This window comes from Gilliamella sp. (genome assembly GCF_024104075.1).
Taxonomy (GTDB): Bacteria; Pseudomonadota; Gammaproteobacteria; order Enterobacterales; family Orbaceae; genus Gilliamella; species Gilliamella bombi.
On sequence record NZ_JAGGHR010000031.1, the window covers coordinates 1 to 26,407 of the forward strand.

Genomic DNA, 26,407 nt, shown 5'->3' on the forward strand with positions numbered 1-26,407 from the left:
TAGATATTAGGTATACTGAATACTTACATTTTAAGTACTTTGTCACATTTAAGAATATGGACAGTAAACAATTAAAAATAACAATTACACGAGTATTAAAATCTTATTTATCAAAATAACAGGACAACACTAACGATGAGATTAAACTTGCTCAGCTTAAGCGACATGTTAATCTATTTCTGGCAAATGTAGAACGGAACGGTTTCAATATCACCATTATTTGAATAGAGTCCATACCGTTTAAACTTAGTAAAACCGATTAAGTTCTGTTTGTATTTTAAACTATGCTAATGAGTGAAAACAAGGTAAATATAAAATAGACCAACAAAAACTAAGAAAGATGGCAGCAGAGTTAACCAAAGGAATAAAAACGCAGGAAGATTTAGGTAAATTAACCAGTTTTATGAATAAGCTGGTAGTTAAAACTGCATTATGAATAGAGTAGTTTACTATTTATAACACCAAAAATCTCCTGACGTATTAAAAATAATATGACACCAATTGAATATAAAATACGAAAACAGGCAGAGTAAATTTTTTCCCAGTTTTGCACTAGCTAAGAGATATTTACATTTATTGTTTTATAAAAACAATAAATTAATTACATTAAGCAAATAATAAAAATAATAGAATGAAAACGTTAATCGATATTATGTATTTTTATGTTTAAAGTATAGAGAAATTGCCATATAATAAAAAAATAGTAAATAATTAGTTAATATTTGGTTGTGTTTTTTTAATCCATTAAAGGAAAGTATTTATGAGTAAAAGTGCGAGCGTTGCCCCAAAAGAGAGAATTAATATTAAGTATGTGCCAGCTACAGGCGATCAAACTGAAGAAAAGGAACTTCCATTAAATCTCGTTATAGTAGGTGATCATAAAGGTAGAACTGAAGATACTTCAATTGAAGAACGTCAGTTAGTTTCTATTGATAAAAATAACTTTAATGATGTAATGGAAAAATCGAATATAAATTTAACTTTTAATGTGCAAAATAAGTTGCAAGAAGATAATGATGAGGAATTATTAATTAACCTTGATATTAAAAACCTTTATTCATTTAACCCTGATCAAATAGCAAAGCAAGTACCAGAGATTAATAATTTAATTCAATTACGTGAAGCACTCACAGCTTTGAAAAACCCGATGGGTAATATTAAGGCCTTTAGAGAAGCGATTGCACATGTACTATCTGATGATACGGCAAGACAAAATCTATTAAATGAATTACAGATCTCTGATAAAGATTAGTACTTTTATTAGTATGTCTAGTTATTAAATTATTAATATTCAATTAAATAAGGAATTTAGGTATATGTCTAAAGCAGAATCTAATACTCTTCAAGAACCAACTACAATTCAAGAAAGCAGTTTGCTTGATCAAATTATGTCGAAATCTAGATTAACACCTGCAGAAGAAGGATATGAAACAGCTAAAAAAGGGGTAGCTGCTTTTATTGCTAAAATGTTAGAAAATGATAGTAAAGAAGAACCTATCAATAAAATACTTGTTGATCAAATGATTGCTGAGCTAGATAAAAAGATTTCAGCCCAAATGGATGAGATCTTACATCATAAAAAATTACAACAAGTTGAGAGTGCATGGCGTGGAATAAAGCTACTCGTTGACAGAACTGATTTTCGTGAAAATATTAAAATTCAGTTAATGCATGCAACAAAAGAAGAATTATTAGAAGATTTTGAATATGCACCAGAAATTGTTCAAAGTGGTTTTTATAAACATATCTATACAGCAGGATACGGTCAATTTGGTGGTGAACCTGTTGCAGCAGTGATTGGAAACTATGCATTTACTCCAGCTAGTCAAGATATTAAGTTAATGCAATATGTCACTGCTGTTGGAGCAATGGCTCATGCTCCATTTATTTCGTCTGTTTCGCCAAAATTTTTTGGAATTGACAGCTATACTGAAATGTCATCAATTAAAGAACTTAGTTCAATTTTTGAAAGCCCTGCATATACGAAATGGCGTTCATTTAGAGAATCTGAAGATGCTAGATATTGTAGTTTATTAGCTGGTAATTATCTTGCACGCTTACCTTATTCAACTTCAGATAATCCTATAAAAACATTTAATTATAATGAGCAAGTTAACGATAATCATAACCATTTCTTGTGGGCAAATTCAGCATTTACATTTGCAACTCGTATTACTAATAGTTTTGCAAAATACCGTTTTTGTGCCAACATAATTGGTCCTCAAAGTGGTGGTGCCGTTGAAGATTTACCAGTGCATCTTTATGAGTCAATGGGGGAGCTCCAAGCGAAAATTCCAACAGAAACACTTATTTCAGATCGTCGTGAACTTGAGCTAGCTGAACAAGGTTTTATTACATTAACAATGAGAAAAGGATCAGATAATGCTGCGTTTTTCTCGGCTAACTCAGTACAAATGCCTAAACGCTTCCCGAATACCAAAGAGGGAAAAGAAGCTGAAACAAATTACAAATTAGGTACACAGTTGCCTTATATGTTTATTATTAATCGATTAGCACACTACATTAAAGTATTGCAACGTGAGCAAATTGGTTCTTGGAAGGAAAGAGCCGACTTAGAGCGTGAGTTAAATGTTTGGCTTAAACAGTATGTGGCAGATCAAGAAAATCCGCCAGCTGATGTTCGTAGTCGAAAGCCATTACGAGCAGCCAGTGTAACTGTTTCAGATGTTGAAGGTGATCCAGGTTGGTATCAAGTTGGACTATTAGTTCGGCCTCATTTTAAATATATGGGAGCTAATTTTGAGTTATCACTCGTTGGTCGTCTAGATAAAGAATAATACCTAATATTATGGCAGCATTACAAAGGTGGCAAAAATATCAACAACAAAGCTTGTTTGATCGAATTCATTCTGAGTCGAATCAGAATGATTATGAATTAAATAAAACTCGTTTGGATTCGATTAAATTTAATTTATTAAGGATTCTTAATAGCCGTCCTGGTGGCTGCCAAAGCGCATATCCAATGGGTGTTGTTGATTTAAATGATGCAACAATGAATTCATCGGAAATTAAAACTGAAATTTGTCGAGAAATTAAGAATTGTATAGAAAAATATGAGCCTCGCATTATACAAGTTACAGTGATTGCTCGTGCAAATGATAGCAATTTACTTACAATGCAATTTGCAATTCAAGCAATTGTAAAGGATGAGTTTGGTACAGATAACATAGAGTTTAGAGTTCATTTTGATGATAGACAACGTTACTTTTTTGAATGATTGGGAACTGATTTTATGTCGTTAATTACAGAACAGTTCCACGATGAAATTGTATTTGTTCGAGATATTGCACATGACTTTGCAAAAGTGCACCCTCAATTGTTACAGTTTATCATCGAAGATGAAAAAGATCCTGATGTTGAAAGACTGATCGAAGGTCTTGCTTATATTACCAGTCAACTTAAATTAAAATTAAAATCTGGTTTACCAGAGTTAATTCAATCACTGTTGGTCTTATTATGGCCAAGTTACCTAAAGCCTATTCCAAGTTTAACTATTCTGGAAGCATCCGTTCACGATAAAACGGCAAGTGCTATGTTACGTAAAGGGAATGAAATAAAGTATCAAGCTACAGGTGAAGTTTCGTATGCTTTTCAAACTTGTCGTGATTTATTAGTTACACCATTAGTTATTCAAGATTTACAGCTATCGCATCACTTGCAACAAAATTCCCTTATTATTGATTTTGTATTAGATTCAGATTTAAAACTAAATAATCTAAATGATCTCCAATTCTATCTAGGTGAGGATAGCTACGTTGGTAGTATTTTATATATGATGCTATTAAATTATGTAGTATCAGGCTGTATTATTGTTAATGGTGTTGAGTTACCTTTAACCAATTTACGGTTTAACCCTATCGGTTTTAATAATGAGCAAACGCTCTTACCATATGCAGATAATACTAATAAAGGATTCAGAACACTACATGAATATTTTGCTTTTCCTGAGGGTTTTCTTTTTTTACAACTTTCACACGATGACAAAAATTTATTTCCTATAAGCGTTAATTATAATCATTTTCAATTAAAAATTAATTTTAGTTATATTATTGATTCTAGAATTAAATTGCGTAAAGATATGATAAAACTTAATTGTGTACCTGCAATAAATTTATTTTATCATGATGCGGAGCCAATACTATTAGATGGAAAAAAAGAAAAATATCCTTTAGAGGCTAACTATCAGTATAGTGATAACTTTGAAATTTACTCAGTAGTAAAGGTTGAAAGTAAGTCAGAAAAAAATAAGATAACAGAATATTACGATTTTAATCGATTCGAATATAAACACGAATTACATAAAGGTCCAGAAAGGCATTTTTACAATATTACACAAACGCAAGATAAACGAATGTTAACAATTCGTCACTGGATTTCTTTTGTCCGTAGTGATGAAAAGGATTGGATTGGTAATATCGAAACTATCTCAGTTAAATTACTTTGTTCAAATAAAGATAAACCATCCCAATTAAAAATTGGGGATTTGAATCAGGTTATTTCAATAGATCATAATAATTACCTTACATTGAAAAATATTATTCGTCCAACCCTGCAATTAGTTCCAATGATTGATGAAACACAATATTGGACAACTATTTCCAATTTGGCAAAAAACTACAAATCATTACTGCAAAAAGATATTTTAAAACAGATTTTTCAAAGTTATCACTTTCCTGCAATGCATAATCCACAGCAAGAAAGAACATTATTAAAAATTCTTAGTGGTATCGTTAAAATTGACTCCAACCAAATTGAACGTAAATTAGCAAATAGAATGGTTGTTCGAGGTGTGAAGACATATATACATTTAAGTCAATCAGTTTTTAAATCTGAAGGAGAGCTATACCTTTGGGGAACAGTGTTAGCTCATTTTTTAGCTCAGCAAGCCGCATTAAATTCATTTCATTTATTAGTTTTAGTAAATATTGATAATCAGGAGCGTTATACATGGCCAGTAAAAGTCGGTCAGCACTTGCTAATATAGACGCCAAAACATATAACTTCAATCAACTGATTGAGTTAATATATAAAACGCATAATAAACAGGATGATTTAAATAAAGATAGTTTTCCTGAGAATGAGTTAGTTTGTTATAAAGCAAATGGAGCTCTAGCTTTCCCTACAAGTGATATATCAAGTTTAAAAGAAACAGATGATGGAAAATATTTGTTAGAAACGACATTTTTAGGATTGCAAGGTAGTCAATCACCTTTACCAACTTTCTATTTAGAGAAATTCGCTTGGAGTTACGATCAAGATGAATCTGGTTTAAACCATTTTCTTGATCTATTTAATCATCGATTTATCACTTTGTTTCATCGCATTTGGCGTAAATATCGTTATTATATCTCTTATAATGATGGATTAGATGACTTTTCACAGCGCATGTTTGCTTTTGTTGGCTTAGAAAATCCCAAATTACGGGAAACACTACAAATTAATCATAGCAAAATGCTGTCATATGTAGGCTTACTTTCTGGTACGACTCGCTCTCCAGAAGTAATTAGCGGATTAATTGCACACTGTTTTGATTTAAATGATGTTTTTATTGTTCCCTGGCAAGAACGAATAGTACCAATTCAACCTGACCAGCAGACTTTTTTAGGTAAAATGAATTCTGAATTAGGTGAAAATTTTGTTATTGGCGATAATATTAATGACTGCAATGGAAAATTTCTTTTATGTTTAAATCAGCTATCTGTTAAGAGTTACCTTTCTTTTTTACCTTCTGGAAAATTATTTGAACCATTAAAAACATTGGTAACATTTATTTTACGTGATCAGCTTGCATTTGATGTTAGGCTCTCGTTAGCTAAAGATCAATTGAATGAAATGAATTTAGGTAATGAAACAAGTTGTTTATTGGGATGGACTACATTTATTGGTGAAATGCCAGATTATCCAAGTGTCACTATATGTATGCGAGAATAAAGTCATGGATCAAATTAATCATCAAATTTTACAGTTAAAAATAAGAAATACTGAGGCACTTCATAGTGGTAATACAAGAGAGCATGTGTTTAATCTCAACGGAGGTACAATTGGCAGTCATCAAAATGCTGAATGGCAGATACAAGATTTTTATAACACTGTTTCAGGTATTCATGCCCGAATAAATAATAAAGATGGATATTACTTTATTCAACCAATGGAGGATAAATTATTTATTAATCATTCTGAAATATCATCACAAGCCAATTCTGTTAAATTACAGCATGGCGATGAAATAAGAATAGGTAGCCTAATTATTCATGCCAGAATTGGAGCTGATCTTCATCAGTTATTAGATGATCCTTTAGATAAATCACCTTCACAGATTATATCAATTAATAATATATCACTAGATGATATGTTTAATAACAAAGATAAAAATACTATTTCACATCTATATAATGATAGTGATACAGAGCAAAAAAGTGAAATTGTTGACCCTTTTAAAGCAATAGAAAAAGACTCTAACGATGCATTATCTGAATTTTATAAAAGTATATCAGAACATGAAAACAGTGTATCAGAACAATCAAAATCATTAGTAGACTACAATGTAAAACAAGGAAGCCTAATGGACAATAATTTTATTGAAGTTCCTAATTGTGATTCAACGTTACATGATGACAATACATATACCATGGAAAATGTAAATTTAAGTTTAGTTCCTTTTCTTCGTGGATTGGGAATTAGTTTAAATATTCATAATACGGATGAAGCAAGTGCTCTTTTAGAGGAATTGGGAGAGACTCTTAAAGCTACTGTTGAAGGTTTATTAAAATTAAATCTTTCAAAAGATGTTTTGAAAAATAAAAATTTAAGACCAATAGAGGATAATCCCCTACGATTGAATCAGAATTACTCTGATACAATGGCGTTACTATTTTCTGAACAGCCTTGTTCTGTTTATTTATCAGCACCAGCAGCTGTAAAAGAATCATTAGAAAATATTGCAATCCATAATAAGGCTAGTGAAATTGCAACTAAATATGCACTTTCTGCTATGCTAGATGCGTTTTCACCCGATCAGTTATCAAATCGCTTTGAGATCTATCGCAATAGCCGAAAGGTGAAAGATCATGATGGAACATGGTCTTGGAATATGTACTGTAGTTACTACAAAGAGTTGTCATCTAATCGGCAACAAGGCTTTGAAAAATTGTTTTGGGAACATTATGAACAAGAATATGACAAACAATTGCGAAGACTTAATCAGGAGCGAATTTGATATGTGTAATCGTTTGTTGAAAATATCTTTTTGTCTTTTTTTATTGTTTAATCTTTTAGGGTGTGAAACAACTAAAAAGATTTTTGAAGTAATCAACGATCCCAATGTTCCTGTTGGTTATCCATCTGATAACCCAACTGAAGTAACACTGACCTTTTTATCTGATGAGGATATTAATCAAAATCAGGAGGGTGAGGCCACACCGATAGAACTACAAGTTATTTATCTTAATGAAGACTCACACTTTCTGAGTGCAAACTATGATCAGTTGTTAATTGAAGGACCTGAAAAAGTACTTGGCAAGAATTATGTTGATCATCAAGATTACACTATATTACCCGACCAATATAAAATTTTACCACCATTACAACTAACTGAAAAAACAAGATTTATTGGGGTAATAGCACATTATGGCGATATTAATAATTCTTATTGGGCTGACATTGCCGAAGTTGAAGCTATAGGCAAAAAAGCAACTTTTTTAATACACATAAAAACAAATGAAGTTTTAATTAAGAAGGAAGAAAAATAATGGGTACTCATAGCAATGTTATTTGGGTAAATGGGGCTGTTCGTCCACAAAATTTTCAGCAGCAACAGCGTTATTATGATTATTTATTAAGTCACCATTTAAACTTTATCAATAACTATTTTTATGGATTTAGTACCTTAGAACTCAATCGTGAATTTTTAAGACTAGGGCGCATAGGATTATCGTCTGCACTTGGACTAATGCCAGATGGCACATTATTTGATATACCATTTCAAGATCAATTACCAGATCCTATTGAAATAAAAAAATTAGACACCGCTGAAAGCCATAATATTTATCTTGTATTACCAAATCGGAGTGAGTCAGTTACTGCTATAGATTTTACAAACAATAATAAGATGAGGGAAACAAGATATGTGCATGATGAGATAAATGTTCGCGATATTTTCAGTAAAAATGGAGAGATACGTGAAGTTCCTATTGCTAAATTGTCGCCACGCTTAATGCAAGGATCAGAAGATCTTAGTGCTTATACTGTATTACCAGTTTGTCGAATTAAAGAAAAAAAAGCGGATGGTACACTAGTTTTAGATGAATATTTTATTCCAACTTGTAATTCAATTAGTGTTTCATATTTGTTATATGATTTTTTAAGTGAAGTTGCAGGATTAATCACCGAACGAGGTAAGCAGTTATCACAAAGGATTAGTGCACCACATCAGCAAGGTGTTGCTGATGTGGCTGAGTTTCTAATGTTGCAACTATTTAATAGGGCAAAACCTATTTTTATACATTTGGCAAAACGCTCTAATGTACATCCTGAAGATCTTTATCGTCAATTAGTTTTAATTTGTGGTGAATTAATGACGTTTACAGATGAATCACGTGTAAGCCCATTGTTTGAGCATTACAATCATGATGATCTTACAACTACTTTCTATAACTTAATGTTAATTACCCGCCGTGCATTAAGTACAGTATTAATGCCTAGAGCGGTTTCTATTCAATTGTCAAAACATTCTCATGGTGTATTTGATGGTGTTATTCATGATAAGACATTATTACGTACTGCAGATTTTATTCTAGCAGTGAAGGCTCATGTACCACAAGAAACCTTATTACGATCATTTGTACAGCAGACAAAGGTATCAACACCGAATAGAATTCGTGAGATTGTAAGTATACAAGTTTCAGGTATCCCTATTAAAGCACTCAGTGCCGCTCCTTCACAATTACCATACCATTCTGGTTATACTTATTTTCAATTAGATACTAACGCTCCAGCTTGGGAAGAGATTATTGTTAATGGCGCTATTGCATTCCACGTATCAGGAGATTTTCCTGAACTTGATATGCAATTTTGGGCTATTCGAGGAAAATAATAATGCAAAATACCATTTTCCATCATGAAGATACAATACAGCAAACGTTTATTCTAAGAGGTAACAGTATCAATCCAATGATCGATGCTGCAACTCCTTTACTTGGTATGACTCAACGTTTAAGAGACATGACAAATTTGGATAATGCTGAAGAGGTTTATAAACAGGTTGTAAACGATATTTTGGCTGTTGAGCATATTTTACAAACTAAAGGGTACGAATCAAGTGCAGTTATTTCTTTTCGCTATGTACTTTGTACCTTTATTGATGAACTTGCTATGCAACATCCATGGAATACCCAAAATAATTGGGGAGCTCATTCATTACTAGTTCGCTTTCATAATGAATCATGGGGGGGAGAAAGGGTCTATTTATTACTTGAGCGTTTAATGAGTGAGCCTCAAAAATATAAAGATTTACTTGAGTTTATATATATATGTTTTTGCCTTGGTTTTCGCGGACGTTATAAAGTTGGCGTTGGGAATACTGAAGAGTTTAATAAGATTTTTCGAAGATTACATGATTTACTCTACTCAATGCAAGATAAGTCCAGCAATATAGTATTATCTCAAGGAGAGAGTATAAAAAGTCCTTACAAGTTGAAGAAAAAATTTTCAATCACAACGCTTTCAGTATATTTAGTTGCGGGCTTATTGATAGTTTATTTAATTTATACATTGAAATTAAATAGCCAAACGCAAGAAATTATTAATCAATTAAATCTATTGTTACATTAATATTAGGCAAGTATATGATTAGAATCGATTTACCAAAATTAGTTGCTCAATTTCATCCTATAAGCAGACAAATTTTAGAAACAACAGCAACATTATGTGTTAGTAAAAAACAACCAGAAATTACAATATCACATTATTTATTTCAATGTTTAGACACGCCACTAAATGATATACGAATGATTTTGGATAGAGCTAAAATTGATTATCAGATATTAAAACAATTATTAGATGAAAGTGCATTTATACATACAGAATGGGACGAGACACCTCCATTTTCGCCTTTATTAGTTCAATGGTTCCAAGAAGCATTATTAATTTCTCAGATTGAATTGAAACAATCCAAAATTAGAACTGGTGCTTTATTACTTGCTTTACTTCAAAATCCTACCAGATATGTCTCGATACCACTTTCTCAGCATCTTAAATTAATTAATCAAGAATTATTAAAAGATGAATTTGAGTTGTGGACACAAGGTTCTGCTGAAAATATTTCAGATGAAGAAAAGGCTGAGCCATCGTCTTCTACCTCCCTTAATGAATTCACTTTACTAGATCGCTACGCAACTAACGTTACTAAGCTAGCAAGGCAACACAAATTAGATCCCGTTTTATGCCGTGATGAAGAAATAGATTTAATGATTGATATATTGTGTCGTAGACGTAAGAATAATCCTATTATTGTGGGTGAAGCAGGTGTTGGAAAGAGTGCATTAATTGAAGGGTTAGCATTACGTATTATTAATAATCAAGTTCCTGATAAACTTAAAGGTACTGAATTAATGAATATTGATCTAGGTGCATTACAAGCGGGGGCTTCGGTTAAAGGAGAATTTGAAAAGAGATTCAAAGGGATCATGTCGGAGGTAATTGAATCTGCAACACCAATTATTTTATTTATTGATGAAGCACATACATTAATAGGTGCAGGGAATAGTGCTGGAGGTTTAGATGTATCTAATTTATTAAAACCAGCATTAGCTCGAGGTGAATTGAAAACCATTGCAGCAACTACATGGCGTGAATATAAAAAATATTTTGAAAAAGATGCAGCTTTATCTAGACGTTTTCAACTTGTACAGGTGAATGAGCCTAGTGCAGAAGAAGCTATTGTTATTCTTAGAGGATTAAGATCGATTTATGAAAATGCACATGGTGTTTTAATAGATGATGACGCTTTGAAAGCGGCTGCTATATTAAGTGATCGCTACCTATCTGGTAGACAATTACCAGATAAGGCTATTGATGTATTAGACACAGCTTGTGCACGTATTGCAATTAATCTAACAACTCCACCAAAACGTGTTTGTGCATTACAAAATAGGTTGTATCAGAATAATACTGAAATCGAGTTGTTAACACGTCAACAATATTTAGGATTAGGTGGTTACGATGAACGTTTGACGGAGTTAAAGACACAAAATATATCATTAACGGAAGAACTACAACAACTTGAAGCTCAATGGCAGCAACAGCAACAGTTAGTTGAGAAAATAATTAGTATACGTACACAACTATTACAACTTGAAGATAGCAGTTGTGAAACAGTAGATGATACAAAAGAAGTAGAAATAATAAAACTGACTTCTCAACTAAAACAACTAACAAAACAACTAAATGAAGCTCAAGATCATCTAGTCTCTCCTCATGTTGATAAATCACAAATTGCAAATGTTATTGCTGAATGGACAGGAGTCCCCATTAGGCAGATTTCTCAAGATGAATTAAAAATTATTACTGATCTCCCTACTTATTTAAATCAGATCATTAAAGGACAAGATCTTGCTATCGCTCATTTACATAAGCATTTATTAACTTCAAGGGCTGATTTAAGAAGGCCGGGTAGACCACTAGGTGCTTTTTTACTAGTGGGGCCAAGTGGTGTTGGTAAAACCGAAACTGTATTACAAATTGCTAATTTATTATTTGGTGGTGCTCAGTATCTAACAACAATAAATATGTCTGAGTTTCAAGAAAAACATACCGTTTCTCGTTTAATTGGCTCTCCACCTGGTTATATTGGCTATGGAGAAGGAGGTGTATTAACTGAAGCAATCCGAAAGAAACCTTATTCTGTTGTGTTATTAGATGAGGTTGAAAAAGCTCACCCAGATGTATTAAATTTATTTTATCAAGCTTTTGATAAAGGTGAAATGGCTGATGGTGAGGGGCGAATAATTGATTGTAAAAATGTGGTTTTCTTTTTAACCTCAAATCTAGGATATCAAACTATTGTCCAGTATTCTAGTAAACCCGAAGATATTATAGATAGGTTATATCCGGAGTTGGCTAATTTCTTTAAACCTGCATTGTTAGCAAGAATGGAAATAGTTCCTTACTTACCTTTATCAGAGGATACATTAAAATCAATTATTGCAGATAAATTAACTCGATTACATAACGTTCTCTATGATCGTTTTAAGGCTGATGTTATTTTCGATAAAGCGGTAGCAGAAGAAATAATTAATCGGGCAAATCGAAATGAAAATGGAGCTAGGATGCTTGAATCGATTATTGATGGTTTTTTATTACCACCAGTCTCACTACTATTGCTTAAGAAAGTATCCGCAAATGAAACAATAACACTTATTCACTTTAGTGTTAATAATCATCAATTCACAGCAGAGATTAATTAACTAATGCGAAAAAAATATCATTTTAATCTTATTCATATTGGGTATTTCCTTCTTATGGTATTGGGTATTAATTTTATGAGTTTTGCTAATGCGACGTTAAATGATAAAGAAATACTTAATTTATTAGCCCAATGCACTAAAGAAACATCGGCACTTACACGATTAGAATGTTATGATAACATCTTACACCCAAATAATATAACTTCTTTACCAAACGATGAGATGGTACAACATAGTCCTCTCTGGTTTTGGATTGTTGAACAAGAAAAAACGCGTACGGAAAATAGTCCTCATTTTATTCTTAATACTTCAGATAATAACTCTCGAGTTTTATTGACAACCTATGCTATTGGTCTTCAACCACCAAGACCTATTTTAGCTTTTAGTTGTATCGATAATATCACGCGTATGCAAATAGTTTTATTTAATCCAATAAACTATAAAAATACTAAACTCCAATTAGTCACTGAAAATGATGTGGTAAAAGTCAATTGGTTTGTCAGAGATAATGGTTTTATTTTTGAGTCAAGTAGGGGATTACTTGGTATAGAACAAATTAAACGTATTCTTAATGCAAAATCATTAACACTAAAATCAGATGATCCTAAGTTAAACGGCTTGGTTTTTAATTTAACAACATTAAATTCCTCAATAAAATTTTTAAGAACAGCATGTCATTGGTAAGGGGGAATGAGCGTGATAGAATTAGAAAATCATCCTTGGATTGAGCCTATATTGAGTGAAATAAAAGATCCTACATTACCGATCGATGAAAGTAACCCTGTTTGGGAATATATCGATAGTACAATTGCAAGTATGGGAACTATTAGACATGGGCAAATTGATATAGAAAAGATACAACAAAATGCGTTAATTTTATTAAAAGAAAGTAAAGATGTACGCCTAATTGCACACTTATTGAGAACATTACAGCACGCCAAAAAACCTCAAAATATTTTGTTAGCTATTTATTTATTGTCAATTTATATAGCAAAATATTGGCTAATTTCTGCACCACAACCTAAACTAAAAGCAAGGTTATTTAAACAAATTATTCAACGATTTTCACAAGCTAATAAAATTTTTGATGAAGAAGCAACTATCATAGAAAAGCAGTTAGCATATAATTATTTGTTATCAATTAAACAATTTTTTGATGAAAATGATTTGGTTTGTGATGAGGAATTTAGTCAGTTGTTAATAACATATCAACGTTTTTCTTTACAGCCACCTAATTCTAAAGATGAAAATAAAGTATCTTCATCAGAAGATAAATATACAAATAAAAAAGAAATTATCAATGATATTAAAAGCAAATCAAATCCAGAGTTTCAAGTACCTCTTCAGTCAGTAAATATTAATCATGAGACGCAAGTCGAATGGAAGCGAACATTAATAAAAGTTGCAGAGATATTATTTGATAAACATCCAGAGAATCCAATCAGTATCCGTTTAAGACGGCATGCAATATTTTATTCCTTAGCCGAACCGCTCAATAATAATGATATAACAGATTTAATGCCCGTTCCCATAGATCGTATTAATGAATATAAAGCGAATATATCTAAGACTACAATACAGCAGTGGGCAAAAATAGAAAATGAATTGACACTTATGCCATTTTGGCTAGAAGGGCATTTTATTTCAGCAAATATGGCATGCCATTTAGGCTTTAATAGTGTAGCTGAGGCTATTCTTGATGAATTACTGGTTTTATTAAATCGGTTGCCTAAATTATATGATTTGAAATACAGTGATCACACTCCTTTTATTAGTGACAATATGAAAAAATGGTTGACATCAAAAAATTCACATTCTCAAAATTTACAAACTGATTTAGAACAAGTTATTTTTGAGTGTTATAAGCAAAAAGGGTTAGAAGCAGCAATCCAATTGCTTGAAGAAAATAGCTATTCTAACGATTTAAGAGATAATTATTATTATCAAAAAATTAATGCACAACTTTTGAAACATGCTGGGTTTGAAATTATCGCAAAACAACAGGCATTGAGTATTCTAACTGCATGCAAAAATATGACGTTAACGGAATGGGAACCTTCTTTCATTGAAACGTTAATTCAATTAACAAAGATTAAAAACTAAAAAATAGGACGATGCAATGAAATTACCTTTAATATTTCAATTAATCGGCGCAAAATTACCTAGACTTAAACCGTCAGTAACATTACTTGTTATCCTTATAGCTATAGTTTCATTGATTTGGCTTTGGATATTAGGTGCAGAATGGACTATTGCCGAATATCAGCCTTTTTCATCAATAGAAATTCGGCTATTAATTACATCATTCTACATTATTGCTTTTTTTTGTTGGGGATTTTATGTAGTTATCAAAAAATTACAGCAATATGAAAATAAGCAGAAAGATCGTAAAGAAAAGTCCAAAGATCCCCTTAGAGATGATATTAGTATACAGCTTAACTATTTAAAACATTGGATAATTAAATTAAAAGAACACTTTAATAATAATCGAGATAGTGTTTATCAGTTACCATGGTATTTAATGATTGGTGAAACTCAGAGTGGGAAAAGCGTATTTTTAGAGGAAGGCTATCCGACAACGTCACTTTATCAGCCGGATTTAAGTGAGAAAGAAAAGCCATTAGTTAATCCACTATTAGGTGAACAAGCTGTTATTTTTGATGTAAATGGATTACTAATTCATCAACCTAATACTGATGATTTGGGAAAACCAAAATTATATAACCGATTATGGTTTTCAATTTTAAATTGGTTATTACAAGAACGTAGTAATCAACCGTTAAACGGTATTATTTTAACTATTGATTTATACGATTTTGTCTCTTCTAATAAAGGACGACAAGATGAAATCTTATCAAATTTGCATCAACGAATATTTGATATTTATAAAACTTTACAGTGTAAATTACCAGTATATGTTGTTTTCACAAAACTAGATCTATTTTACGGTTTTGAAGCCATGTTCCAAAAATTGGATAAACACCAACGAGATAGTATTTTAGGTGTCACCTTTGATGATGAGAAAAAATGGAATGAAGAATTTAGCATGTTCTGGCTAAATTGGGGCAAACAGATGAATCAGGCAATACCTGATATGATGTTAAATAGTGTTGATATTCAGCAACGTAGTGCATTATTTTCCTTTAGTCGTCAGATGCATGGCATACATGATTACTTACGCTATATCATTAATTATTTATTGCTAAATCAAGATAAAGAGATGCTTATTCTTCGTGGGTTATATTTAGTTTCTTCAACACAAAAAGGACAAATGGGTGATATTTTTGTCAAAACGACAGCATCACAATATCATTTAAATGTACAACCTTATCCAACATGGCCAATATTACAAACTCAACCTTATTTTTCAACACGATTATTTAAAGATGTTTTATTAGCGGAACCAAATATTGCTGGTTATAACTTAAAATCTAAGCAGCATTATCGACGTAAAATTAAATTATTTTCAGCTGTAGCAATATTGTGCTCAATAAGTCTAATTGCAACATTTCACTATTATTATAAGAAAAACTACGATGCAGGCGATCTTGTTTTAGCACAAATGAAGCAGTATATAAAAATTCCTACTATGGCTCAAAAAGATATTTATGGTGATTCGGAATTACCAAAGCTTAATCCTCTGCGTGAGGCGTTGTTCGCTTATGGTAATTATCATGAGTATAATCGTTATTTATCTAATTTTGGATTTTATCAAGGGTATAAAATAGCGCCATCCATAGAATCTATGTATTTAAAACTGCTTCAACAGCGATATCTACCGGATATTATGCATGGATTAACCGATGAACTCCAACTGGCACCGAAAGAAAGTGAACAAAAACTAGGTGTGCTACGTATTATGCGAATGATTGAAGATGAATCAGGACGAGACAAAGAGCTAGTGCTAAATTATATGAGTAACCGTTGGAGTGATCTATTTATTGGACAACAAGATAAACAAGATCAACTAATACAACATTTGGATTATGCATTAATCCATAACCAATGGAAAAAAGAACGAAATAGTGGTGATAAAATGGCTATAGATGCTTTTATGCCATTTAAACCATTTATAGAACAAGCACAGATTGAATTAAGAAAACTTTCTATTTATCAACGTATATATCAAAATTTACGACTAAAATCGGCTAATATATTACCTACAGACTTAAATGTTAAAACTGAAATTGGGGCATCGTTTAATTCGGTGTATAAAGTAAACAATGAAAAACAATTAACTATTCCTCAATTTTTGACTTATGAAAGTTTAATTAACTATTTTCTTAAACAAGATGAGAGCTTTATAGACTTAACCGCATTAGACAGTTGGGTTTTAGGTATATCTAAAAGTACTAAATATACGCATGCTGATAGGGAGAATATTAAGCATTATATTATTGATTTATATATGAACGATTATATAAATACTTGGCATAAAGCTTATGATAATTTAATCATAAAGGATTTTGACAGTATTGCTAATGCCATAGAAACGCTGGAGAGCATTAATAGTAGTGAACAACCGTTGAAAAAAGCAATTATGCTTATAAAAAATAATTCCGAAGCCTTACCTATACCTGATTTAAATAATAAAAAAACTAATAAATCAGAATTTACTGATGAAGAGCGAACACTAATCAATAGTATTCATCGTGAGTTTTCAAAAGCTGTTTCAGTATTACAAGATAATAATCAACAATTGAGCACTATTCAAAATGCCTCTCAAAAATTGGGTGATTTACATCGTTATTTGTTGATGATACAGAATTCACCTTCTTCAGGTAAGGCTGCGCTAAAAGCAGTACAACTGCATATGAATCAGAATAGTAGTGATCCTATCATTGAGATTCAACAATTAGCTAAAACAGCTCCCGAACCGTTGGGAAGATGGCTAAATGAGTTATCTAAACAAATTTGGGATGTTATTATTACCGAAGCTATACGTTCATTGGAAATTGAATGGAACGAGAAAGTGGTCAAAGATTTTAATTTAAACCTTGCTAACCGTTATCCATTTAATACATCATCTAATCATGATGTTTCACTCAGTGAGTTTCAACGTTTCTTCAAAAATGGAGGAGTGATTGATAGTTTTTATCAAGAAAATTTAAAAATTTTTGTTGATAATAATTTATTAAAAAATGCTAATGATAAACGACTAATTAGATCAGATGTTTTAGCGCAACTGAAAGTAGCAGATAAAATTAGAAGGACATTTTTTGATGCACAAAATGCCTTGAATGTTCAATACACCATTAAACCTATCTCTATGTCAGCGAATAAACGTCGTAGTATTTTAAATCTTGATGGACAGTTAGTTGATTATAGCCATGGTAAAAGTATTGAAACTCAAATAATTTGGCCAAACACAATGCGAGAGGAAATAGAGAGCAAATTAACACTAATTTCAAACACAAATCAAAGCTCTAGGACTTTAATTCGTTCTGGCTTTTGGGGGCAATTTAGATTATTTGATATTGGTAAATTAACTAATATAACTGATTCATCTTTTGATATACGTTACGATATTGATGGAGGTTCTGTTATTTATCGTATTCAAGTTGATAGTGCAGAAAATCCATTTGCTGGTGGATTATTTAGCCAATTTAAACTTTCTGATACTCTTTATTAAAAAATGACACAGATCCTAATTTTATTATGGATCTGTTTATTGAGATTGTGCGATGGAACAAAATAATATTCACATTATTAAAATGGGAAAAGATCCCTCTCATTTTGATGAGTTCGAAACTATAAAATCAGAAATTAATAAATTAAGTCATCCTAAACATCCAATTATTGATTGGGCATTGATAGAAAATAATGCTCTGATACTTTTTGAAAAAAATGGAATTGATTTATTATCGATTAGTTATTATACCCTTGCAAGATACCACCGTTATGGTTTGAGCGGCTTTGTTGAAGGTTGTGAACTTCTTAAATCACTTATTTGTTATCAATGGGAAGATTTATGGCCTACTAACCCTGTTTTTCGAGTAGATGCATTAAATTGGTTTAATTCCCGGCTCGGTTCTTTGATTCGCCAACAAGACTTCACTATCAAAGATATAGCGTTATTGCAACGTGCTTGCGATGCTCTTCAAAAAGTAATAGATAAATTATATCAAGTGCCATTTGAAAAATCCCCTTTAATTGATAACCTGTTATTTTATATAGAAAATAAAATAAAAATTTTAGAAAAAAAACATATCATTTTTCCGAAAAAAGAACCAAAAAAATCAATTAAAAAAATACTACTTTATCTTCCGGAAACTTCTAATAGGCAAGATTTATCTAATAAAGATATAGAACAAGATCAATACCAAACAAATGAAATAGCAGAAATATCCCCAAATGTATCGACTATATCATTAGAATATCATAGTAAAAAGCGATTTTCATGGTGGAGTTTTGCGTTTGGCGTTATTTTAGCTTCTGTTTGTAGTTTTTGTGTAATGGAATTTTTTAATTGCCAACATGCACAAATGTTAGATTTAATGGGGCCAAATTTATCTTGGTTTGATAGGGATTCATCTAAACAACCAAATATTTCTTTGATCAATAATGAAAAAACACGCTCCTTTATATTGACACATTATGAAAAACAAATTCATGATATTTCATCATTATCGCCTATTAGTTCTTATTATTATATCAATAATTTATTGAAAAATGTTCAACGGCTATGGCCAGAAGAGGAAAAATATAAGCAGTTGGATAATTATTGGCAGAATCAATTGCAAGCTAATGTTGCTTATAAGATTAACACTTTAAACTATCATAATGCGAAAATGCAATTACAAAGCTTAATAAATAAAGTAGATAATGCAATATCAGAAGATCGCTATATTACGATTAATCACTTACGTTCGATGCTTGATAATATTCAAAAAGAGTTAGATAATGAGCCTCCTATTGAAGAAGTGCTACGTCAAATTGAAGAACTTCAACAAAATGGAAAAGATATCACAACTGAACTTAAACAAAAATTTGATCGACAACTGAAAGCTATTATGACCAGGTATTACCAAACTGATAAGGATAATTAAATAATAATTATGAGGTTGAAAAACTCATATTAATAAGGTTAAAAGCCGAATTTCACTTTTAACCTTTAATTTATGTTAATTAAGATTCTATTGGTGCTCTCCAATCATCAGATCCTGATGTGCCAGCAACGGTGTGTTCCCAAATGATCTTACGATAAGCTAAAGATACTTTTAACAATTGAGTATACTCTTTATCGCTTGGTGATTGACAATGGGGCATATGTAAATCCATATCCACAATAGTTGCATCTTCAAGTGTTGTAGTAAAAAAGTGTTCTTGCTTGCCTTCTATAGATGTTCTATACCATTTTAATTGTACTTTTGGTAGCATCTCGCCAGATGCTAGCGCATTATAAAGCAAAGGAACAGCTTTATTTAAAGCGACAACAAATTGAAATGGCTTGTGAGCTCGTTGACCAGATGGTTGTCCTGATTGAGGATCAGTAGGTACAGTAACGTTATGTAAAAACTCTTGTACTAACATTTCATCCTCGTGGCCATTAACATAAATATTACCCACTGATTCAGCAGTAAAAGCACCAGCAGTAATGTTTCCTTGTGTTTTCCCTTCAATAGAAATATAACATGGAGTTGGCATAGTAATCCCCTTTTTTTAATGACTTAGTTATAAAACATTATTTAAATAAAGTTATTTATGTGAATTGTATTATCTATTTTACATCATTTGTAATAAAATGGATCAAAACATTTATAAAAAACTAAATAAATTAGCATATTTTATATTCCAATATTGATTATCATGTTTAAAATATTCTACTTGAGGAGGAAATTATGCGCGGAGTAATACGGCTTGGCGATCCAACAAGCCATGGTGGAAATGTCATAACGGCATCAACAAAAACTATAATAAAAGGAAAACCTGTCGCACGAGTTGGTGATTTGGTGTCATGCCCTATACCAGGGCACGGTAATAATCCTATAGTTGAAGGTGAAGCTAATTTTAAAGATGAAGGAAAACCTATTGCCTTAGATGGGCACAAAACTGCTTGTGGTTGCGCATTAATTTCAACTACAAGTGATGTTGGTGTAGGATAAAATATTTATTATTTAATTAAGGGCTGTTGATCTTTTAAGCTAATCATAAGCCCTCCTTTATAGTTTTATCCACGTTATACAACATACTAATATGACCATACCAATATAATTTTTTATCAACTTATCGTAATTTGTTGCTATGCTTCAATAATATTTTATTTTAGCAAATTCACTTTCAACCAAATGGATGTATCTATATAAACGCCAATCAATATTACGATTAAATAGAGAAAAACGGCGTGTTTTAGTTTACCAATTATTACACGTTATTTATTCAATAAGATTTAATTCTTTTAAATCATATCATAATGTTTTTTTTAACAAATCATTATGATTAGATTTGGATGGGCTCATTGGTATAGATGAATTATCAACTACATTATTAGCTACTCCATTAATACCATGTGGCATTTTAAGCATTTCTTCAACATTTTTTATGTTATTATTAAGTTGTGCTGATTTGTCAAGTGCTCCTGATATAAATTGGAATTGATTATTAAATCCAAGTTTATCTACAATATTATTTAATACTGATGTTCCGCCAAATATATCCATATTGAGATTGTTTAAACCACCAGCAAACCCACCGTTCATTATCATATTAGGATTACTTAAACCACCAGCAAATCCACCGTTCATTATCATATTAGGATTACTTAAACCACCAGCAAATCCACCGTTCATTATCATATTAGGATTACTTAAACCGCCAGCAAATCCGCCGTTCATTATCATATTAGGATTACTTAAACCACCAGCAAATCCGCCTCCCGAAATTAAATTTTGTACTTTGGCTGAATTATCAGGTATATCCGATGGTGTAGCACCTATATCACATTGACCTTGTTTACATTTTTCACATTCCTCACAAAAAGGTGCGCTTTTTCTAATTGTCCCTTGTTGAACAAGGGTCGGAGCAACTAAAGTAGCGATAAATCCTGGAATTTTTAAATTAAGTTTTTTGCCTTTGCCAGGAGAACCCGCTCCAATATTAAATGGTGAAGAGGTAAATATACCTGATGGTTTTAATACAATAAATTGCCCCCCAGCTTTAATGGTTAGCTCTGTCCCAGCATCTAATGTAATTTTTGAGTTTGCTTTAGCTGATATTTCATTACCAGAATTAATTACATAATCAGTGCCAACTTTGAGATGAAATTCATTGCTAATTTTTTCTGATTTACTTGACTCACGTTTTATCCGTGTTTCCCCTTTGACTGAAACATCGCTATTACCAATGATTTCAATAGTACTATTATTGGCTATTTTGCTTTTATGATCATTACGAATATCCCATGTTGTATTATTATTGATAAGGGCATTAAAATCTTTTTGACCATGAATGAAAATCTCTTCTTGCCCACTTTCATCTTCAAACGAAATCTCGTTATAGCCTTCAGCTTTATGTGACTTAGAGCGCCAAACCATTTTGGTTTTATGGGCAGGCAATTCATAAGGTGGTTTATTAAGGGCGTTATAATGTCGACCACTAATAATAGGGCGGTCAATATCGCCATCAATGTAGGTAACCATCACTTCTTGACCTATACGAGGTAAAGTAACACTACCAAAGCCATTACCAGCCCATTGGCTAGATGTTCTTACCCAGGCAGAAGCTTTATCATCAGCGGGATCATAACGATTCCAGTGAAAATGAACTTTAACACACCCATATTCATTCGTATGTATTTCTTCGCCAGCAGGGCCAACAACTTCGGCTATTTCATTGGCATCAGGAACTGGTTTATGAATATAAGCAGGTCGCCACTCTTTCTCGGCTGAAATAAATTCAATGTGATTACTGACAACGGTTACACCACCATCAGCTTCTTCCTCTAATGCTTGAGGACAATAACCTTGATGATTAACCCTAACAACCTGCCATTTCGCATTTAATTTATTATCTGAATGTTCGCTGAGTGTAAAGATTGTTCCTGGCATCAATTTTATACAATTTGTTGTCGCGCAACCTAATTCTGATTCAGCTTGTAGTGCCTCTAAACGATATCGAGTAAAGGTTTTACCAGGCTTATCATCCTCAAAGCGTCCATAACTTTCAAAAAAAGTAAAATGTTCATTACTTTGTTGAGTTGATGATTGATGCATTAATTCATAAGCGGGCTTAGTATAATTTCTATCTTTATGAATCGCCATATTGGGTTTCATTGTTACCGAAAAGGTTAAATCACTCATCAAATCGCCAGTTTCGGCTGTTTGTGGATGCGTATTATAGATCAAACTTGCACCTGATTTTTGTCCTAAACGACTATCTGAATAGAAAATTTGCTGATTTTTATCATCAATTTGCTCAAACCAAAAAGTTATTCCTTCTTCTGCGGTGATACGTTTAAAAAATTGATAATCGGTTTCTCGTTTTTGTGTTACATATTCTCTAATTAAATGCTCATCATTAAGCTGACTATCAAATTGAACATTATGATATAAAAACATACTTTCTATAATTTCAGGAACACTTTTAAAATGAAAAATACGGCTATCCTTGCGTAGCGTAAGTAGCCATGCAGAAGGGCGCACTACAATTTTATAATGAGTACGTCTGAACCCAGATTTTCCCTGTTCAATAGTTTCTATCAAGCCAGAAATGGTTCGTTGTTCTTCACCGCTAGCGTTAACCTTAAATGTTACCTGCTGTAAAATTAAGCTACTCAGATCGGATAATGGTTCTTTGGTTGCGACATATAAAATAAGAGTAAATAGTTCAGATAGTGCCTCTTCATGAGTAAATTTATACACAGAAAAAGTATCATCAGAAAGTTCACCGACTTTGCACGTAAAATGAAGCCCATTGTTATTCATAGCAAATTCCTATATTTGTTCTTTACTGCCATTAATTTGGGGTAATGTCCAACATTCTTTAGTATGTGTATTGATTATTTTAGTTAATAAAAAACTATTATTGGTAATACAATAAGCAAAAAAATTTCCTAATAATGATCCTAACCTAAACATTTCTCCTTTATCTGGGTAAAAATCAGGATTTAAATAAAATTCTAGTTGAACACCTCTTAAAGGTAATCCATTAACAAGTCTGTCAACAGGATGACTTATTACATTTTCTATACCAAGTAAAAATTGTTTTAAACGATTATGAGCAGGGCGATTAGACTTACTATGAATATCAAAATCTTGTACTATTTGCCGAATAACATTAATATCATTTAAAAAAATAGGGCTTAATGATAAATGTGAAATTAATGGCCAATGGACATGGCTTGATATTATAGGTGAAAAAGGTTTACTGACTTTAGTAATATTGGTAAATGTAACACCGCTCGGTACATCACTTGTGGATTTTGAAATTTCATTTATGTTCAGACCTGTAATTTCTTGACGATTAATACACTCAAGCTCACAAATAAAATAATTTATATCGGTTATATCAGTGGGTTTACCTTTGTGATCAAAAAAAGAAAGTTTATAAATGACATTACCAATAACGTCATGTTCTCGCTCTATTTTATAAAAAATATCAGCTTCATTAAATGTAAACCGTGTAGGAGAAAATTTAGTAATCGGTTTATATTCAATGGAACCTCCACGACCTAACCGATGTGCCTCTGCAGGTGAATAGACCCTATGAATACGATAAATTTCATGCAAAGGATTGGTTGGTTTAATAACAAAACCCGTTGGGGTTCTCTTTGCACTATCAAATGAAATTGGATGGCTTATTGTCGAAAATTTATTAATTGCAGGTACGCAATATAAACGAAATACATGCTCATCAATAAGGTTGTCGAAAGGAAATGCTTGGTTAAAATTAAAAATCACCTCAAAACGGGTATCCTCACCTTGATGAAGATATGGTTTTATATAGCTAATATCTAATTCAATAAAGTCATTAACATGATCGGTATAGAAATATTCTTGCAATAATTGCAAACGCCAATAAGGAGAACCATTACATGGCAAAAGTAAATTTTCTTCCGTAGGAGATTTAATATTAACCAATTTTTTGGAACATAAATATTCGTCTCCAGCCACTCTAATTTGGATATTTTCTAAATAATGTGAAAACCACAACAATAATAATCCAGCTGTCTGTCTATTTTCTCCTAAAAATAGCGGTAATAATTTAGACTCCCAATCGATTTGATTTTGATTACCATACCATTCAAACATTAAAGTAAGCTGAGAACTTTTATTACTATGTACAATTTTACGACTAATGATTTGTAACGGCAATATTCTAACTTCTCGTCTTGTTTGAAAAATATAATGGTTTTCAGTTCCTGGGTTTTTTGAATTCTGTACATGTATTTCAGGGGGGATATAAATTATTTCACCATTTCTTTCGGGAGTAAACTCAAAAACCGTTGTTGCAGGAATAGGATTAATTGGCGTTGACCAAACTTCATCTAACAGAGCATGCGTTATTTCTGGAAAAGCATCATCAATTTTCTGACGCAAACGAGCAATTAAAAGAGCATTACCTTCTAATATACGCTCAACATCAGCATCGTCAGTTGATGCCGAAAAAAACGCACCTAACTCAGGATGTTTTTCAGCAAAATGACGAGCCAATAGTCTAATGTATGAAATTTCATCTTGATAAAAATCTTTTAACTCCATTCCCTTAAAACCTCATTGACTTAGATTGACTAAGACTTTTCGAATACAGTTAACATCTTTAAATATTATTTACATATCATCATGCCATTAATGTTAACATAAAATCGCAATTAATTATATTATAAAAAATCAAACAATAACTTGATTTAAAGCGTGTTATTTACCTTTATACTTTTCAGCTAATAATAAGGCTGCATTAGCATATGCTTTATGGATAAGCTGATCAATTTGAGCAGCATCCGTAATATTATTACGAGGCTTTGAAGGGATATAATCTACCTCAATATTGATAGGTGAGTATGCTGACCAATTACCAGTTACAACATCAACTAATGTAAATTTTAATAAATAGCGTAATGCTTTGGTATTACTCGGTAATTTACCACCATGATACAAACGCCAATTTACAATGTTTGTTTTTTCGTCAAGAATACCGTTTTCAAGCTCTCCCCAATAAATGACAATGGTGCGTTGACCTCCTTTGGCAGCGATAAGACGAAGTTGTTTCATATAATTATTATAAATGACATGATCTGTATCTTTGCTTTTTCGACGGTTTAGTAATGTTTTTGTTTTTGGAAAACCATTATAAACCGAAACCTGATAGTACTTTGACATTTCTGACTGCATCGTGGCATCAGGTACACTTTCTCCAGACTGCACAAGAATAATTGAAGAATTAAGAGGAACATGAAATCCTTTTTTAGCCAAATAGGCGGCCTCTTGAATATCATAATCGGTAATCTCTTTATCCAACTCCTCATCAAAAATATCTTTATCTGTTAACTGTACTTTAGCCACTTTTGCAGCGCTATAAGCCGGATTTTTTACTGTTTGAGAGGATGAACAATTTATCAAGAAAATACTTAAAAATAAAATAATTATAAAATTTACTAATTTGGTTATTTTTTGCATGATGTTATTTGTCCTTATTTGAATAGATGTTAAAAATTTTCTAATACTTTACATTCTATTACATAAATAAGATAATCGTAACGTAATAAAACAAACATTACCATAAAAATCCATTATTAATTCCGTTTGAATTATAATGACAAAGAATAAATTCTATATAACAGTAAACAATAAAGTAGCTTAACAGTATAAAATTGTTAAAAAATATTGCTTTAATTAAAAAATAACGTATTTAAAATAAGCAAATACATTTAATTTTCGGTTTCTTAACATTTTCTAAAGGCATTTTGGTAAATATGGTGAAGCAGGTTG

At 31.7% G+C, this 26,407-nt stretch carries 19 protein-coding genes and 1 pseudogene; 15 read left to right on the top strand and 5 right to left on the bottom strand.

The window, feature by feature from the left end; translation table 11 throughout:
* Nucleotides 1–760: 760 nt before the first annotated feature.
* The 14 genes from tssB to J6569_RS08980 all read left to right on the top strand — a co-directional run bounded on the left by tssB (nt 761) and on the right by J6569_RS08980 (nt 19,531).
* Complete coding sequence (gene tssB, locus J6569_RS08915; protein WP_296301185.1) at nt 761–1,252, top strand: type VI secretion system contractile sheath small subunit; 492 nt, start codon at nt 761–763, stop codon at nt 1,250–1,252.
* Nucleotides 1,253–1,316: 64 nt separating this feature from the next.
* Nucleotides 1,317–2,798, top strand: a complete 1,482-nt coding sequence (gene tssC, locus J6569_RS08920) for a type VI secretion system contractile sheath large subunit (protein WP_296301184.1) — start codon at nt 1,317–1,319, stop codon at nt 2,796–2,798.
* A gap of 11 nt (nt 2,799–2,809) precedes the next feature.
* Entirely contained in the window at nt 2,810–3,238 is a 429-nt protein-coding gene (gene tssE, locus J6569_RS08925; RefSeq protein WP_296301183.1) for a type VI secretion system baseplate subunit TssE, read from the top strand.
* Nucleotides 3,239–3,253: 15 nt separating this feature from the next.
* On the top strand, nt 3,254–5,005 hold the full coding sequence (gene tssF / locus J6569_RS08930) for a type VI secretion system baseplate subunit TssF (RefSeq protein ID WP_296301182.1): 1,752 nt from the start codon (nt 3,254–3,256) through the stop codon (nt 5,003–5,005).
* The gene (gene tssG, locus J6569_RS08935) at nt 4,969–5,952 is read left to right on the top strand and encodes a type VI secretion system baseplate subunit TssG (protein WP_296301181.1); all 984 of its coding nucleotides are present in this window, start codon (nt 4,969–4,971) and stop codon (nt 5,950–5,952) included. Before tssF (J6569_RS08930) ends, tssG begins: the two co-directional genes overlap by 37 nt.
* A complete protein-coding gene (gene tagH / locus J6569_RS08940) occupies nt 5,927–7,237 on the top strand; it encodes a type VI secretion system-associated FHA domain protein TagH (RefSeq protein ID WP_296301180.1) in 1,311 nt (436 codons plus the stop codon). The genes tssG and tagH overlap by 26 nt, the downstream gene beginning before the upstream one ends.
* A 1-nt stretch (nt 7,238) precedes the next feature.
* Nucleotides 7,239–7,769: a type VI secretion system lipoprotein TssJ gene (gene tssJ, locus J6569_RS08945; protein ID WP_296301179.1), complete on the top strand. Its 531-nt coding sequence runs from the start codon at nt 7,239–7,241 to the stop codon at nt 7,767–7,769.
* Nucleotides 7,769–9,112 carry a type VI secretion system baseplate subunit TssK gene (gene tssK / locus J6569_RS08950; RefSeq protein WP_296301178.1) on the top strand — a complete coding sequence of 448 codons (1,344 nt, stop codon included), beginning with the start codon at nt 7,769–7,771 and terminating at the stop codon, nt 9,110–9,112. Before tssJ ends, tssK begins: the two co-directional genes overlap by 1 nt.
* A gap of 2 nt (nt 9,113–9,114) precedes the next feature.
* Nucleotides 9,115–9,849 (top strand): type IVB secretion system protein IcmH/DotU, encoded by a 735-nt coding sequence (gene icmH / locus J6569_RS08955; protein WP_296318277.1) that lies wholly within the window; start codon nt 9,115–9,117, stop codon nt 9,847–9,849.
* Between the two features lie 14 nt (nt 9,850–9,863).
* Nucleotides 9,864–12,482, top strand: coding sequence for a type VI secretion system ATPase TssH (tssH, locus tag J6569_RS08960; protein ID WP_296318278.1), 2,619 nt, complete (start codon nt 9,864–9,866; stop codon nt 12,480–12,482).
* A 75-nt stretch (nt 12,483–12,557) separates the two neighbouring features.
* The gene (gene vasI / locus J6569_RS08965) at nt 12,558–13,166 is read left to right on the top strand and encodes a type VI secretion system-associated protein VasI (RefSeq protein ID WP_296301175.1); all 609 of its coding nucleotides are present in this window, start codon (nt 12,558–12,560) and stop codon (nt 13,164–13,166) included.
* Nucleotides 13,167–13,178: 12 nt separating this feature from the next.
* Nucleotides 13,179–14,585, top strand: a complete 1,407-nt coding sequence (gene tssA, locus J6569_RS08970; protein WP_296301174.1) for a type VI secretion system protein TssA — start codon at nt 13,179–13,181, stop codon at nt 14,583–14,585.
* A gap of 16 nt (nt 14,586–14,601) precedes the next feature.
* Nucleotides 14,602–18,114, top strand: coding sequence for a type VI secretion system membrane subunit TssM (gene tssM / locus J6569_RS08975; protein WP_296318279.1), 3,513 nt, complete (start codon nt 14,602–14,604; stop codon nt 18,112–18,114).
* A gap of 52 nt (nt 18,115–18,166) precedes the next feature.
* Nucleotides 18,167–19,531, top strand: coding sequence for a VasL domain-containing protein (locus tag J6569_RS08980; RefSeq protein ID WP_296318280.1), 1,365 nt, complete (start codon nt 18,167–18,169; stop codon nt 19,529–19,531).
* Between the two features lie 79 nt (nt 19,532–19,610).
* On the opposite strand, the gene J6569_RS08985 is transcribed toward J6569_RS08980, so the two are convergent.
* Nucleotides 19,611–20,129, bottom strand: a complete 519-nt coding sequence (locus tag J6569_RS08985; RefSeq protein ID WP_065635576.1) for an Hcp family type VI secretion system effector — start codon at nt 20,127–20,129, stop codon at nt 19,611–19,613.
* A gap of 191 nt (nt 20,130–20,320) precedes the next feature.
* On the opposite strand from J6569_RS08985, the gene J6569_RS08990 reads away from it, so the two are divergent.
* Nucleotides 20,321–20,587, top strand: a complete 267-nt coding sequence (locus J6569_RS08990) for a PAAR domain-containing protein (RefSeq protein WP_363319051.1) — start codon at nt 20,321–20,323, stop codon at nt 20,585–20,587.
* 147 nt (nt 20,588–20,734) lie between these two features.
* Here the strand turns inward: J6569_RS08990 and J6569_RS11290 are convergent.
* The 4 genes and pseudogenes from J6569_RS11290 to J6569_RS09005 form a co-directional block, all read right to left on the bottom strand.
* A pseudogene (locus J6569_RS11290) lies at nt 20,735–20,809 on the bottom strand (IS5/IS1182 family transposase); the annotation flags it as partial.
* Between the two features lie 81 nt (nt 20,810–20,890).
* Nucleotides 20,891–23,404, bottom strand: coding sequence for a type VI secretion system tip protein TssI/VgrG (gene tssI, locus J6569_RS08995; RefSeq protein WP_296318281.1), 2,514 nt, complete (start codon nt 23,402–23,404; stop codon nt 20,891–20,893).
* 9 nt (nt 23,405–23,413) lie between these two features.
* Nucleotides 23,414–25,180, bottom strand: coding sequence for a type VI secretion system baseplate subunit TssF (gene tssF / locus J6569_RS09000; protein WP_296318282.1), 1,767 nt, complete (start codon nt 25,178–25,180; stop codon nt 23,414–23,416).
* 156 nt (nt 25,181–25,336) lie between these two features.
* On the bottom strand, nt 25,337–25,981 hold the full coding sequence (locus J6569_RS09005; RefSeq protein WP_296301409.1) for a hypothetical protein: 645 nt from the start codon (nt 25,979–25,981) through the stop codon (nt 25,337–25,339).
* Nucleotides 25,982–26,407: the final 426 nt, after the last annotated feature.